The organism is Fibrobacter sp. UWH1 (assembly GCF_002210365.1).
GTDB lineage: Bacteria > Fibrobacterota > Fibrobacteria > Fibrobacterales > Fibrobacteraceae > Fibrobacter.
Map to the genome: position 1 here is coordinate 86,241 of NZ_MWQG01000006.1, position 13,873 is coordinate 100,113.

Consider the following 13,873-nt stretch of genomic DNA (forward strand, 5'->3'; position numbering starts at 1 on the left):
ATTTTGTAAGAAAAAAAAGCTATCTTTGGCCGCGGTTGGATAAGGAAGTTAGGAGAAATGAAAGCTATGTCACGCATTTTTGCCAATTGCAGTAAGATTGTAATTCTAGTCGTTGCAATTTCCGTCGTCAGTTTCGCCATGGAAATTCGCCCGGGTTTCGGTTTTTTGACCCCCGCATCTGTCACGATTGAGAATAACGATGACGGTGTGAAGTCTGAAAGAAAACAGAAAACGCAATTTATGTATCAGGGCGACCTGGAATTTTTGTTCACTGCCCAGTACGCCCCCATTCGTTATGGTCTAGGTCTTGGCTATAAGAGCAAGCAGACTCGCGATGGAATCGATTTCACTCCGGCTACCCTCCCCCTTTGGCTGAACCTTACTTTCGGCTCTATTTACGACGAAAGTATTTTTGACCCCTATGTTGTAACCCGTCTAGGTTATGTTATGCCGTTGGATTTCGACGATCCCTGGTGGGAAACGCCTACTGATTTTATGGTATACATCGGTGCAGGCTGTGTATTCCCCTACCGTATCGCCCTGGAGGCGGGCTACGATTACACCTCCATTCTTAAGTCTTTCGAATGGAAGAAGCAAAAGTTTAGAATTTCTTCGGGGCGCATTGCGATTCGTCTCTCGGTTGGCTTTGAATTTAGTCATAGAAGAAACGAACGTCGTACGATTATCCGTAATGCCGATGATGAAGACGATGAATACGAAGTTGGTCCTGCCAACTCTGGCGATGGTTCTTCCTTTGAAGAGAGTCTTCAGGTTTTCGAAGACAGTCTGACTGTCGTAAATGCTCAAAAGAATGCCAAAATAGCTTCTGAGGAGCCGTCTGCTCTTGAAAAACAGTCGGAAAATGGCAAATCTGTTGAAATGTCTAGTGAAATTTCGGAATCGACTGGCAAAAAACGCAAGGCTAAGGTGAAAAATACCAAGCCCAAGAAGACTAGCTCTAAAAAGAGTGCCAAAAACAAGAAGTAATGGCGGGTAGACTATTTGCATTAAAGTAATGTTTACACGTTAAAAGCTTCTTTCGCAATAAATATTTTTTTATTATTTACGCCATGATTCTTCCAAAGCGTATCAAGGTCCTTCTGGGCGTTATTACAGTCCTTTTTGCATTCTATTTTATTAGAGACTGGTTTGTTTTTTACCAGTGCGGGGCTGTTGAACAATGCTTGGCAGATTCAAGCTATGTGCAGCACTATACCAAGTTCGCAACGACAGTGCTTATCGCTATTTTGGCCATTGCTATTGGTAAGGATTGTCTAGGCAGGCGCGACCATCGTCTGTTGTTGACCGCCATGGGTGCGGCTTTTTTGGCCGATATCTGCTTTAAGCTTCTGCATAACGCTAAATCACTCGCTCAGTTCAGCGTGGAATTTATGCTCATGGGTGTCTGTTTCTTTATTGTGTTCCAGTCTATTCTCATTTATCGATTTACCCGTAAGAACGAGACTGACGATAGCATTCCGTGGATTATCCTGGTTCCTTTCGCCTCTGTGCTGGTCCTCTTTGACCTTCGTCTTCTGGGAGTGTTTGAAACCGGTCTGGTTCCCACTATCATTGTCTATGGAACATTCTTGACTTGCGCCCTTTTCGAAGGTCTTCGCGTGTCCAGGTACGGTTACTTCCCCAAAAAGAATGCCTCTCTTATTAGGCTTGGCATGATACTTTTCTACTTGGGCGATGTCTGCGTGGGATTTTCCTTGGCAACTGGAGACGACCATAGTACTCAGGAAGTCGTTGCTACCGTTGCCAATAACTTGGTTTGGTTCTTCTATGTTCCTGCGTTGCTCATGTTAGTATTGAGTGGAATCCGCAAAAAATAAAAAGCAAACCATGAAAATGAGAATGCCGGCCATAAAGGTCGGCTTTTTTTGATAAATCTCATGTCCTAAACATACTACGGAAACTTATTTTTTACTGACGGTAATGTTAACATTTCCTATTTTAGAGAAAAAAGGTTTGTTATAAAGCGATCGTTCAGTTTTTCTCGGGTTAGCGCAGCTTGGAGTGCTTTAACCCTGTTTATGGGCCTCTCCCTTGTTGAACAGGATGCATTCAGTCGTGTTAGCCACGAGGATTCTGACACAAGACTTTTCTCCGTCCGTTGCATAAAGGACTCCAATTAATAAACGGACTTCTATCCTGTTAGAATGTAAAGGATCCCGCTGGCAAAAGCTGGCGGGGTTCTTTTTTTATAAGACCTGCACTTTTGTGTACGAAATGACTTGACACAGCCCGTACGGGAGTGTATATTTGTGCAGTAAGTTTTTTATACTGCACATTTGGAACTATGATCGAACAAGTCAAAGGTTGTCTTATAGAAAAGTCCCCCACTTTTATTGTGGTGGATGTAAATGGAATTGGCTATGGAATCAATGTTTCGGCCCACACGGCTGGAAAATTGCCTGAAGTTGGCGATGGTAACACCCTAGTGACCATCTATACAAACTTGGTCGTTCGTGAAGATTCCATGACGTTATTCGGTTTTGCCGACAAGACGGAAAAGGACACCTTCCTGATGTTGTTGGACGTCAATGGCGTTGGACCTAAGATGGCCCAGCGCATACTGAGTGGAGTCACGCCGGCGGATCTCCTGAATATGATCGCCAGCGATAACAAGTCCGCCCTGAGTAAAATCAAGGGGCTTGGCAAAAAGACCTGCGAACAGATGGTCCTTACCTTGAGAGACAAGGCAGGCACCATGCTTCAGGGCCTAGGCAACGTAGAAGGTAGCGGCGTTACTAGCATGGGCGCCCTTACCGGGGCTAAACTTGAAGCCGTTCTTGCGCTCCATACTCTCGGTGTCAAGGATCCTGCTGCCGAAAAGGCCGTTGTGAAGGCCGTCGAAGTTCTGGGCGATTCCGCCGATGCCGCTCAACTTATTCCCGAAGCTTTAAAGTATTTGTAATCCTATGGAAGATCAGCGTATTATTTCTCCGGAAAGACGTTCTGGTGACGAAGGCGATGCCGAAAACACCCTCCGTCCCCCATCACTTGCGGAATTTACCGGACAGAAATCCATTAAGGAAAGTCTTTCTATCGCCATTGAGGCGGCAAGGCATCGCGGAGACGCCCTGGACCATTGTCTATTTTCTGGTCCTCCGGGACTTGGTAAGACGACTTTGGCTGGGATTATCGCCAAGGAAATGGGCGTGAACATCCATATTACCAGCGGACCGGTTCTTGAAAAAGCCAGTGACTTGGCAGGTCTTTTGACTAGTCTGCAGGAAAACGATATTCTCTTTATCGATGAAATCCATCGTCTGAACCGCGTTGTAGAAGAATACCTCTACCCCGCCATGGAAGATTTCAGGTTGGACATCATGCTGGATTCCGGCCCTGCGGCCCGCAGCGTAAACCTCCCCCTGAAGCATTTTACCCTGGTGGGCGCGACCACCCGCAGCGGCCTTCTGACTGGCCCCTTGCGTGATAGATTTGGTCTTCAGTATCGCCTGGAATTGTATGATGAAGAAGATATCATGCTGATCTTGATGCGTAGCGCAAGAATTTTGGATATTGAATTGGATGAAGATGCCGCCAGATTGCTAGGTGGTCGTTGCCGCGGAACACCCCGTATCGCCAACCGCGTGTTAAGGCGTTGCCGCGATGTGGCTCAGGTTCGTGGAACTGGAGTTATCGACTTGAATTCTGCCCAGAAAACTTTGGATATGCTGGGAATCGACGGCGAAGGCCTAGATGGCATGGACCGTAAAATTCTTACGATGCTTATAGACAATTTCGGTGGAGGTCCAGTGGGCCTTGGAACTATCGGGGCTGCTATTGGCGAAGAACCCGATACCATTGAAGAAGTGTATGAGCCCTACCTCATTAGAAAGGGCCTGCTTTCCCGCACTCCTAGAGGGCGCATGGCCACCCACAACGCGTACGAGATGCTGCACAGGCAGATTCCACCCAGAGCTGTATCGCAGTTCCAGGGGCAGACGCAGGCGGGCTTCAATTTGCAAGAAGAAATGCCTCTTTAGTTTCGGCTCGAGTTGTTGCCGTTCCTTTTGCTGCAGCTTCGGTTATTATCGGAATTCCGGTGCGATGGTTATAATCATATTGACGCCGTGCAGTCCGTGGAATCCCAGCTGCACACGGCACAGGAACATGTTGGGCTGACGAACTCGGATGCCAAAGCCCCATGAGTTGTAGTAATGGTCGAAACTCCACTTGTCGATTTTATCGGCGATAAGTGCGTATTCGTCGAACACGACTCCATCAACAAAGCGGTCTACCGGCCAGCGATATTCTGCGCTCAAGGACATGATATGATGGGATGCCCATGTATCCCCATATCCACGCAGCGGAGTTCTTGCATTCAATGTGGGGAATGCGTTAAAGGGTGCGCCGCCTTTTTCCATTTCCCATAAATCAATTAGCCTATACTGTAAGGCGATAACCCTTCTCTCAAAAAGGGTTTGCATCATGTTTTCGGGACGCCATACACGAATGGCTTCATCCCAGGAAAAGTCGGTATAGAACTTACGGTTCTGTCGGGCTTCTGTTGCGCTTAGAATATAGTTGGGGCTGCTGCCTAGCAAGAAATAATGCTGGAGCAAGAACTCCGTGCGGATGTAATCGTGCTTTCTTTTGGAACCATTAATGATATCTTCGTCATAATAGTCCTTGGCTTCATCGCCCAGTTCCTTGACACTTACGCCGTCGTACTTGCTGACAATGTTATAGGAACCTGAAAAACTGACGCGGGAACCTCGGGATGGGGCGTATGGGTAATCCAGGTCGTCGTAGATGATGGATGCACCAATGGGAAATTCCATATGGTCTTGATATAGTCCGCGGTCTTCGATGGAAAACTTCTTGCTAAATAACAGGGAGTCTTCGATATCGGGAACATCGGCCTTGATGAAGTTTTGGGTTGTCCAGATTTCAGCATTCCAGTTGCGGTTGTCAGAAAGCGGTGCGCCAAGTCGCCAGGTAATACTAAAGCTGGAATCCGGCTGTAGATAGCTAGCCTTTGTTTCGGGAACAATAAAATGTCTGTCTCGGTTCCAGTTGATACTGTAACGAACGCCGGCGAAAAGCGGAGTCCCAAGGATAGACTGCTTGGTGTATCGTGTATCGAAGGCCAAGTCGCCGTTGGCAAAAAATTCCCCTTGCAGCACTAGATAATCTCGATCCAGGAATACGCTACGGTGTCGATAGACAACGCCCAGTTCGGTACTTGCGCCCGGTTTTAAGTTGAAACTAGGGTAAATGAATATGTTCTTGCGTTCGCCGAAGGTGATTAAATCCACCGACCTTTCGATGACTCCGTTCTTGACCGCGTAATCGATGGGGGTCGCAATCGGGTAGATGAGGACGTTCAGTACTGGCTGGATGATGTAGTCCAGGGGCCATTTCCACAGGTTAGACCACTTGAACGAATCTTCTTCTTCGACGTTCTCTGTTTCGGGATTTTCGGAAGTTGAATTTTGAGGTGCAGGATCATTGGATTCCTTGGTTTGTGCAAAAGGGCTTGCAGCCATCAGCAGCAAACAAAACGCCATCGTAGCGATCTTCCTACATAAACCCAACTTCATACCCCCCCAATTTATAATTATATTGTTGTCATGTTTTCTGCGTTCGCAAAAATAGTTAAGAGATTAGGGCAAAATTATAGGGCGAATATCATCGTATCGTTGGTATTGGCCGCACTTTGCATCTATCCCATTAACCATTTGCGTTGGGAACTCCAGTTGCAGGATTCTCTGAAGGGAAATGAGGTACAACTAGATTATCAGGATATTGAAAATTCTTTTGGTGGATTAGGCAGCCTCACTATTGTCTTACAATCAAAAGACAGTTTGACGAATTTCAACCTGGCCTGTAATTTCGCCAGGGATTTCTCCAAGGACCCTCTGGTTCACTTTATCGAGTTTGCCGCCGACGAAAACTTTTTCAAGAAGAACCGCCTCCTGTATGCCAATGAAGACGAAGTTGCCGCTGTAGTCAACATGGTTGACAGTGTCAAAAACGCCCAATTCCGTAAAAGCAATCCCTTTCTAGTCGACCTTACTGAATCTGCAGATAGTGCAGGTGCAACTGCAGAAAAGGCTGATGGACTGGTAAAGCAGATCGAAGAAAAATACTTTAGGGAACTCCAACAGTCCCATGCCAACAATGATGGGACAATCCGTGTCATTGACATCTACCCCACCCATTCCCTGACCGACCTGCAGTCAAATCGCAATCTTTACAACCGAGCCAAAGCTTATCTTGACTCTGCAGCAAGCTCACGAAACATTGAAGTCTACTATACCGGAAAGATTTACAAGTCAATCAAGACCGGTAAGAAACTTCTGCCCGAGGCAAAATTCGCGGGGGGAATGGCTGTCATCATCCTCCTGGTGCTGTCCATGCTCCATTTCTATAGACGGCCCCAGTTGATCCTGATTTCTGGTTTGCCTATTGCACTTCCCACCATATTCATGTTCGGGATTGCCTACCTGTTTTTTGGAAGAATCAATCTGTTTACGTTAAACCTGGCCTTGATTTTGCCGGGCCACGCCATGCAAATACAGACGCACCTCCTGACCCGATTCTTCCAGGAACGTGACCAAAACTTAAGCCCCACCCTCAGTACCGAAAGTGCTATCCTGGGTATTATGCCTCCGGTTGCGGCCTCTTCGCTAATCATGGCTGCCCTGTTCCTTTCGCTGTTGCTGATTCCTCTGCCGGGTTTGCGGGAATTGGCAATCCTTGGAGCCATCGGAGTCTTGATGAACCTCTATATCTGCCCCCTTCTGGGTGTATCGCTGTTGCGCTTTGCCCAGCAGAAGAAGATGTTCAACATTGCCGAAATTTCCCGACACATTCCTCGACGTCTCAAGCTGTTCCCCAATAAGGTGAACTGGGCCATCATTGTATGCATCAGCATCCTCAGTAGTGCAGGCCTTTTGTACAGCGGCAACAACCTGGCCTTCCTTTACGATTTCAGGCAGACCGAAATGCAGTTGGATGAGCAGAAGGTGAACGCCCTGATCGAAGAGACCGGATTCTCCACCTTCGATCCAGTCATTGTGATGTTGCCGGACTCCTCATACAGTAGCAGCATCCAGGAAGACTTCAAACACCTGAAGGATCGTGGACAGATTCCCGACTTGGGAAGAATTTACACCCAGTACCAGTTCATGCCCAAGATGAGCAAGAACAAGAAAAATATGCTGGAACACCTGAAGGCGGAGCTGACTCCTCAGATTTTGTCTCGCTTGGCCACAGACGACAGTGTTTCTATCGTGGAGATGCTCTCTAACTATGAGAATGACATCCAGGAATTCAAACTTTCTGAAGATATCCGCCGCAAGTTCTCGGGCAAGGACGGTCAGTCCGGAGTATTTGCCTTTATCATCCCCTCTTCCGATCCTGACAATGGCCTGGCCTGCCGCCACATTAATGCTCAGCTCCAGAAGTTTGACGGCATCCAGGACAACAAATTCAAGGTCTGCGGAACCCCCATCCTTAGAGCAAACGTATTGGACCTGGTGCTCCAGAATGTCGACAAGTCCATTGTGCTTGGGATCATCATGCTTTGGTTCATTCTGCTGCTGTACTACAATAAATTGAGCCGAGCCTTCTTTACGGTACTCCCTTCCATGTTCTCTATGAGCTGGTTGACCATTCTTGTTCACGGTTGGGGAATCCATATTTCGTTCTACAGTTCCCTGGTATTCGTGCTGCTGATTGGGGTCAGTGTTGATGGCTCCTTGCAGCTCTGGTCATCCTATTACGAAAAGCAGAATGGAACCGCCTGGACCGTTCTGCGCGCAAAGCTTTCTTCAATCCTTACGGCACAGGGGGCCGGTTTTATCGGCTCTTTCGCCATGTTGCTTTCGTCCCACCCGGGTATTCGCAGCATGGGCATTATCAGTGTCATCGGATTGATTTGCATATTCATTTCACAGTTAACCATTTACCCCCTTATCGCAAGTACGTTGGATACTTACCGCGTCATCAAGAAATCAAGGCTCAGAAAAAATGAAACCTCTATCCACTAGAACTTTGAATATTGCCGCCAGTTTGACGGTCGCTATCGATACTTTGGCCAAGCAGATGATTGCTGATGGCAAGGACGTTGTCAGTCTGGGTGCCGGTGAACCGGACTTCCCTACACCGGAGCCTATCCGTGTTGCTGCTTGCAAGGCTATTGACGAGGGCAAGACCCGCTACACCGCACCTGTGGGCATTATGGAAGTCCGCAAGGCCGTGGCCAAGAAACTGAAAGATGAAAACGGTCTGGACTACAAGCCGGAACAGATCATCATGACTAGCGGTGCAAAGCATGCCGTGTTCAACTCCCTGGCAGCACTTGTGAATCCGGGTGACGAAGTGATCGTTCCCGCTCCTTACTGGGTCACTTACCCCGAACTGGTAAAGTGGCTTGGTGGTGTGCCCGTAATTGTACAAGCTACCAAGGAAGCCAAGTTCAAGATTACCGCAGAACAGCTCCGCGCCGCCATTACAGACAAGACCAAGGCAATCCTCCTGAATAACCCCTGCAACCCCACCGGAGCCGTGTACACCAAGGAAGAACTGGGTGAACTGGCCAAGGTAATCGTGGAAAAGGACATCTACTGCATTTCTGACGAAGTGTATGAATACTTCGTCTACGATACCGAATTTACAAGCGCCGCCGCCTTCCCCGGCATGGCTGAACGTACCATCGTCATTAACGGTTTCTCCAAGTCCCATTGCATGACCGGTTGGCGTATCGGTTACAACGCAGCCCCCGCCGACATCGCAAAGATCATCGGCAAAATCCAGGGACAGGCAACACACCACCCTAGCAACGTAGCGCAGTACGCCGCATTGGGCGCTCTTGAAATGGACAAGTCTAACGTAGAAGCCATGCAGGCTGCATTCCTGAAGCGTCGCAACTACATGCTGAAGCGTACCGCAGAAATCCTGCCGGTTCCCGCTCACGCACCGGAGGGCGCATTCTATCTGTTCGCTCCCGTGACCTGTTTCTACGGCAAGAAGACTCCCGAGGGTAAGGTCATTGGCGGTTCCGTTGAACTTTGCGAATACTTGCTGCAGTCTCAGGGCCTTGCCATTGTGCCGGGTGCCGCATTCGGTGACGATACCTGTGTTCGTTTCTCTTACGCAGCCAGTGACGAAACTTTGGAAAAGGCATGCGACCGCTTTATCGCCGGCCTGAAGGCTCTGGTTTAATTATGAATTACGAATTATGAATTATGAGATTCATCAAGATGGTTTTAGAACTATTTTAAAGTTTTGTAATTCATAATTCCTACCTTATAATTAGTTATATGCATTCCTTCCAGATCGTCACTCCTTCAGCCGACAAGCCCTTTACTATCGGCCGTAAGTCGGATAATTGCCTGGTGCTAGATAACCTGATGGTGTCTAGACAGCATGCGGTATTGGAGTGCGTTTCTGGCCAATGGACTTTGCGGAACCTGACCGAGAACAGCGTAACGCAGCTGAATGGTGCCGACGTTTCTGCACCGCTTCCCATTAAGGATGGCGATGTCATTCTTATCGGAACGCAGAAGTTGCAGGCCACCTTGAAGGATCGCCATCTGTCGTTACTGGTGATGGATGCCTTCAACAATTCTGAAACGGAACTGCCTGAAGGTATTTCCGTCGAGACGTCTGCGAGCGCCGCCCTGATCGACTTTACACAGAAGATGGTCTCCCCCCAGGGGAAAGTCCTTCGCTCCATACCCCTGAACGAAGGTGAAATTCTCAAGATTCCCGGTTATGAGCTGGAACTTTCGGAAGGCCGTGTCGCCTGCTTTAACGCCCCTCAGGGTTTTAGCGTCACCGCCCGCCAGCTGGATATTTTTGCAGGTAAAAAGCAGATTGTCCGCGACTTGAATTTCACGCTGCCCGCCGGCGAAATCATGGCTATTATCGGTCGTTCAGGCCAGGGAAAATCCACCCTCCTGCGACTGCTACAGGGCATTCACAGCTGTGGCGAAAAATCACAGGTCCGCATCGGAGGCCTGGATTACCGCAATGCAGAAATCCGCAAGCATATTGCATTCTTGGAGCAGGATCCGGAACTGCGCCGCGACCTGACAGTCCGCGAAACACTTCTGGATGGCGGACGCACCAGCATGAACCGCCATGAATTCAAGGCCAATGCCCAAAAACGCATGGAGCAGTTCTGTCAGCTTTTCGGTCTGACCGAACGCATGGACAATCTGGTAAAGACTCTGAGCGGAGGCGAACTCCGTCGTGTGGCCCTGGCCCGCGAACTCATGGGCAACCCGGGCCTTATCGTTCTTGATGAACCTCTTTCCGGATTGGATCCTTACAACGCCAAGATCCTCTGCACCCATCTGCAACAGCTTTCGTTCCTGGGGCACACGGTGATTCTTACCACCCATAGCTACGAAGCTTTGGACATCGCCAACAAGGTGCTGGTATTACATCACGGGGAACAAGGTTTTTACGGCACCCCCGCCGATGCCTTCCGCTATTTCAACACCAGGGATCCCGAAGAAATTCTTTCGGACCTGAACGACGAATCCGCCACCAACTGGAAGAACTCCTGGGAACGTAAGGCCCAGGATAATCAGGACGATTCTAACGGCGACGAGAGCGCCCATCCAAACATTTATTTCGTAAAGAATGAACTTGCCCCTGTGCTGTTCTACAAGATAGGTCTTACCGCAAAACAATGGTTCCGCGACCTGGGAAAGACCCTCACCTTGATTATTCAACCCCTGGTTATCGGTGGACTTTTCTCCCTGATTTTCTCGGAGCTGACTTCTCTTTGGATTGTAGCCTTCGCCGTCATCCTTTCGGCAAACTGGTTAGCCCTTTCCTTGTCGATCCGCGAAATTGTTCAGGAACGTCAGATTCTCCAGGGCGAGTTCCGTAAGGGCGTAAAGGTCCTGCCCACCCTGCTTTCAAAGGCCACCCTCCCCACCTTGGTGGCCTGGATTCAGACGCTTATCGTATACGCCTTCGTCAATTTCAGGATCGCTTCCCACGTTCCCGTGACAGCACTTTTGCTTACTACGGCAGCCATGGTCCTGCCAGCCGTCATGGTGGGCTTAATGGTGAGCGCCTTCTCCAGGAATTCCGGACAGGCAAACGCTACCCTCCCCTTGCTTATTATTCCCCAGGTAGCACTTGCCGGTGCGCTGGTTCCCCTAGATCAGATGCAGGCTCTTGGCCGCGCCCTGTCTACCGTAATCTGGTCCCGCTACAACCAAAATAGCCTTTTGAACCTACTTTTAGAGCGTCAAGACCCCGTTGTAAACATTGTTGCCGCCATCGCCATCGCCGTAGGTTTTTATATTGTGATGGCAATTAAACTTTTTAGATCCAAGAACGCAAAATGATCGCACCGCAGAAGCCAGAAGTATTTCCTCGTCCTTTTAACGCAAACTATGACCTCATTGGAACCTTGGGTAAAGGGGGCATGGGCAACGTCTACAAGGCCATGGACAAAAGGCTTAACCGCGAAGTAGCCTTCAAGATCTTGGACGCCTCCTCCGATGAAGAGGCCATCAAGCGTTTCTACATGGAAGCTCAGGCCATGAAGGAACTGGACCACCAGAACGTGGTTCATGTGTTCGACTTTGGTCAGCAGAACAACCAGCTGTTCATTTCCATGACTTATGTGGAAGGCACCAACCTTTCGGACATCCTCCACAACAAGGAACAGCTCTCCTTCGAGGCCATCGAAGTCATTATCCGCCAGATTGCCCGCGGCCTGCTCTACGCCCATAACAAGGGTATCGTTCACCGCGACATCAAGCCCTCCAACATCATGCTGACCCGCGACAACCGCGTGTACATCATGGATTTCGGCATCTCCTACATCCAGGAAATGGAAAAGGAACGCCTGACCCGCACCGGCATGACCATGGGTACCCCGGAATACATGAGCCCCGAACAGTGCCACGGTGACAGCGTCACCCTGCAGACCGATATCTACAGCATGGGCGTCATTCTTTATGAGATGACCTGCGGTCGCCTCCCCTTCGAAGGTGAAAAGCCCATCGAAATCGCCCTGAAGCACGTTCAGCAGCAGCCCCCTCCGCCGGAACAGTTCCGCAAGGATATGCCTGCAGGCCTCTCCAAGCTGATCCTCAAGTGCCTCAAGAAAAAGCTGAACGAACGCTTCCACGACATGCAGGAATTCCTGGATGCCTGTGACCAGGTGTTCACCACCGAACGCGATCGCCAGACTGGACGCATGGGAAACCAGACTCTGCTCCACAAGCACACCCAGTCCATCGCCGACATGGCCAACAAGATTTCGCCCAAGGCCCGCCTCTTGCAGAAGAAGCTCACCGCCCTGGCCGTGTTCATCTTCCCGCTGATCATCATGCTGCTGATCCTGCTGATGCTCACCCACAAGCCCGAAAGCACCCTCCGCGAACTGGAGTGGAACGACGCCATGGGCAACTACGAAACTAAGGCACTGGAAATCGACCAGAAGAAGGGATATCCGCTGGACAACCTTAAGGACAATGACCTGAAGACCGCCTGGCTGGCCCCCGTCCCCCAGAAGCCCCAGAATCCCGTTCTGACCCTTTACTTTGAAACCAACGCCGTGGTCACCCATTTCGGTATCGCCGTTGGCTACCAGAAGTCCGTGGACGACGCCTTCGGTGACCGCTTCCGCATTTTCAAGAAGCCCCGCACCCTGACCCTCGAAACCAAGGACGGTTTCAAGCAGAAGGTAAAGCTGGAAAACATCAAGGGTATGCAATACCCCACCATCCAGGCCATGGAAACCACCGAACTGAAGATTTACCTGGACAACGTCCACGAAGGTGAAAACGCAGACTTCGCTGTTTCTGAAATCCGCCTGCTGGGAATGGAACTGCCCTAAGAGGCAAAGCCTCTACCGCCCGGGCAACGGGCAAAAATCGTCGACCTGAACACGAAACGTGTACAGGACATGCATTGACTATATGAAAGAGGGGTCGCGCAATTTCATTGCGCGGTTCGTTAAACTTTTAATAAAAAGAAGGTTATGCATGAACAAGACCGTACATTCTGACACACGCAAAAAAGGCAACGCCATCGAAGACCAGGCAGCCGCATTCCTGACCCGTAACGGTTATCAGGTGGTGGCCCGCAACTATGCCTACCGCGGAGGTGAACTGGACATTGTGGCAAAACAAGGCGAAACAATCGTCTTTGTAGAAGTCAAGTCCGTTTGGAATAATCAGCAGGGGAATCCCGCCGCCCGCGTGAACCGCCTAAAGCAGAAAAAGATCTGGCACACCGCCTGCCACTTTCTCCACTCTCACCCCCAGATTGCCCCCAGGGGTTTTGACCAGCCTTGTCGTTTTGATGTACTGAGTGCCAGGGTCTACCAGTCTCCCCTGCAATTTTCACACATTCAGAACGCCTTCGAAGGCACCCAGGTGGTTCCCCAATGTTAGCGCATTAAAGTTCGATGATCCATTCTCTGGAATCCGGTGTCTTGGAATAGACCGTCTTGCTAGACTTGGAACGTTCATCTATAACGGTAATTTCCATACCGATCAGGTGATTCTGGGTATCCCAATCCTTATGAACCACCGCCCTCTGGACAATTTCGTTGTTGATGGTCCATACCACGTTACAGTTCTCGATGGCTCCGATAGAAACCTCATAGTCACCGCCTTCCAGGTCATTGGCCATCAAGGTGCAGCGGGAATCAACAGCCACGTCCACCATATCTTCGGGATTTTCGCGCTGGATACTCCCCTTCAGAAGTACGTAGGAATAGAAGTCATCCCCCGCAGAAAAACATCCGGAAAGGAGGGCGGAAACAACCAGGAGAATAATCATAGAATAACGCATAGTGCAAAGATAGTCAACATGGACTATCCTTAAATAAATTTTTTTGAGCCAATTCAAGCTTTTTTGTGTAAATTCA

11 protein-coding genes are annotated in these 13,873 nt (G+C 49.4%); 9 read left to right on the plus strand and 2 right to left on the minus strand.

What is annotated here, in order from left to right:
* Positions 1 to 57: 57 nt before the first annotated feature.
* The 4 genes from B7992_RS04355 to ruvB all read left to right on the plus strand — a co-directional run bounded on the left by B7992_RS04355 (position 58) and on the right by ruvB (position 3,998).
* A complete protein-coding gene (locus B7992_RS04355; RefSeq protein ID WP_139258442.1) occupies positions 58 to 987 on the plus strand; it encodes a hypothetical protein in 930 nt (309 codons plus the stop codon).
* A gap of 83 nt (positions 988 to 1,070) precedes the next feature.
* Complete coding sequence (locus B7992_RS04360; protein WP_088665657.1) at positions 1,071 to 1,838, plus strand: lysoplasmalogenase family protein; 768 nt, start codon at positions 1,071 to 1,073, stop codon at positions 1,836 to 1,838.
* A 467-nt stretch (positions 1,839 to 2,305) separates the two neighbouring features.
* Entirely contained in the window at positions 2,306 to 2,923 is a 618-nt protein-coding gene (gene ruvA / locus B7992_RS04365) for a Holliday junction branch migration protein RuvA (RefSeq protein WP_073161062.1), read from the plus strand.
* Positions 2,924 to 2,927: 4 nt separating this feature from the next.
* A complete protein-coding gene (gene ruvB / locus B7992_RS04370) occupies positions 2,928 to 3,998 on the plus strand; it encodes a Holliday junction branch migration DNA helicase RuvB (protein ID WP_073161061.1) in 1,071 nt (356 codons plus the stop codon).
* A 45-nt stretch (positions 3,999 to 4,043) separates the two neighbouring features.
* Here ruvB and B7992_RS04375 read toward each other — a convergent pair whose 3' ends face one another.
* Positions 4,044 to 5,525 (minus strand): BamA/TamA family outer membrane protein, encoded by a 1,482-nt coding sequence (locus B7992_RS04375; protein ID WP_158236625.1) that lies wholly within the window; start codon positions 5,523 to 5,525, stop codon positions 4,044 to 4,046.
* Between the two features lie 138 nt (positions 5,526 to 5,663).
* On the opposite strand from B7992_RS04375, the gene B7992_RS04380 reads away from it, so the two are divergent.
* The 5 genes from B7992_RS04380 to B7992_RS04400 all read left to right on the plus strand — a co-directional run bounded on the left by B7992_RS04380 (position 5,664) and on the right by B7992_RS04400 (position 13,394).
* Positions 5,664 to 8,012: an MMPL family transporter gene (locus tag B7992_RS04380; protein ID WP_176421849.1), complete on the plus strand. Its 2,349-nt coding sequence runs from the start codon at positions 5,664 to 5,666 to the stop codon at positions 8,010 to 8,012.
* Positions 7,993 to 9,186, plus strand: a complete 1,194-nt coding sequence (locus B7992_RS04385; protein WP_088658756.1) for a pyridoxal phosphate-dependent aminotransferase — start codon at positions 7,993 to 7,995, stop codon at positions 9,184 to 9,186. The genes B7992_RS04380 and B7992_RS04385 overlap by 20 nt, the downstream gene beginning before the upstream one ends.
* Positions 9,187 to 9,284: 98 nt before the next feature.
* Entirely contained in the window at positions 9,285 to 11,333 is a 2,049-nt protein-coding gene (locus B7992_RS04390; protein WP_088665659.1) for an ATP-binding cassette domain-containing protein, read from the plus strand.
* A complete protein-coding gene (locus B7992_RS04395; protein WP_073161046.1) occupies positions 11,330 to 12,835 on the plus strand; it encodes a serine/threonine-protein kinase in 1,506 nt (501 codons plus the stop codon). The genes B7992_RS04390 and B7992_RS04395 overlap by 4 nt, the downstream gene beginning before the upstream one ends.
* Before the next feature lie 148 nt (positions 12,836 to 12,983).
* Positions 12,984 to 13,394 carry a YraN family protein gene (locus tag B7992_RS04400; RefSeq protein WP_073161043.1) on the plus strand — a complete coding sequence of 137 codons (411 nt, stop codon included), beginning with the start codon at positions 12,984 to 12,986 and terminating at the stop codon, positions 13,392 to 13,394.
* A gap of 4 nt (positions 13,395 to 13,398) precedes the next feature.
* On the opposite strand, the gene B7992_RS04405 is transcribed toward B7992_RS04400, so the two are convergent.
* On the minus strand, positions 13,399 to 13,785 hold the full coding sequence (locus B7992_RS04405; RefSeq protein WP_176421850.1) for a hypothetical protein: 387 nt from the start codon (positions 13,783 to 13,785) through the stop codon (positions 13,399 to 13,401).
* Positions 13,786 to 13,873 lie beyond the last annotated feature (88 nt).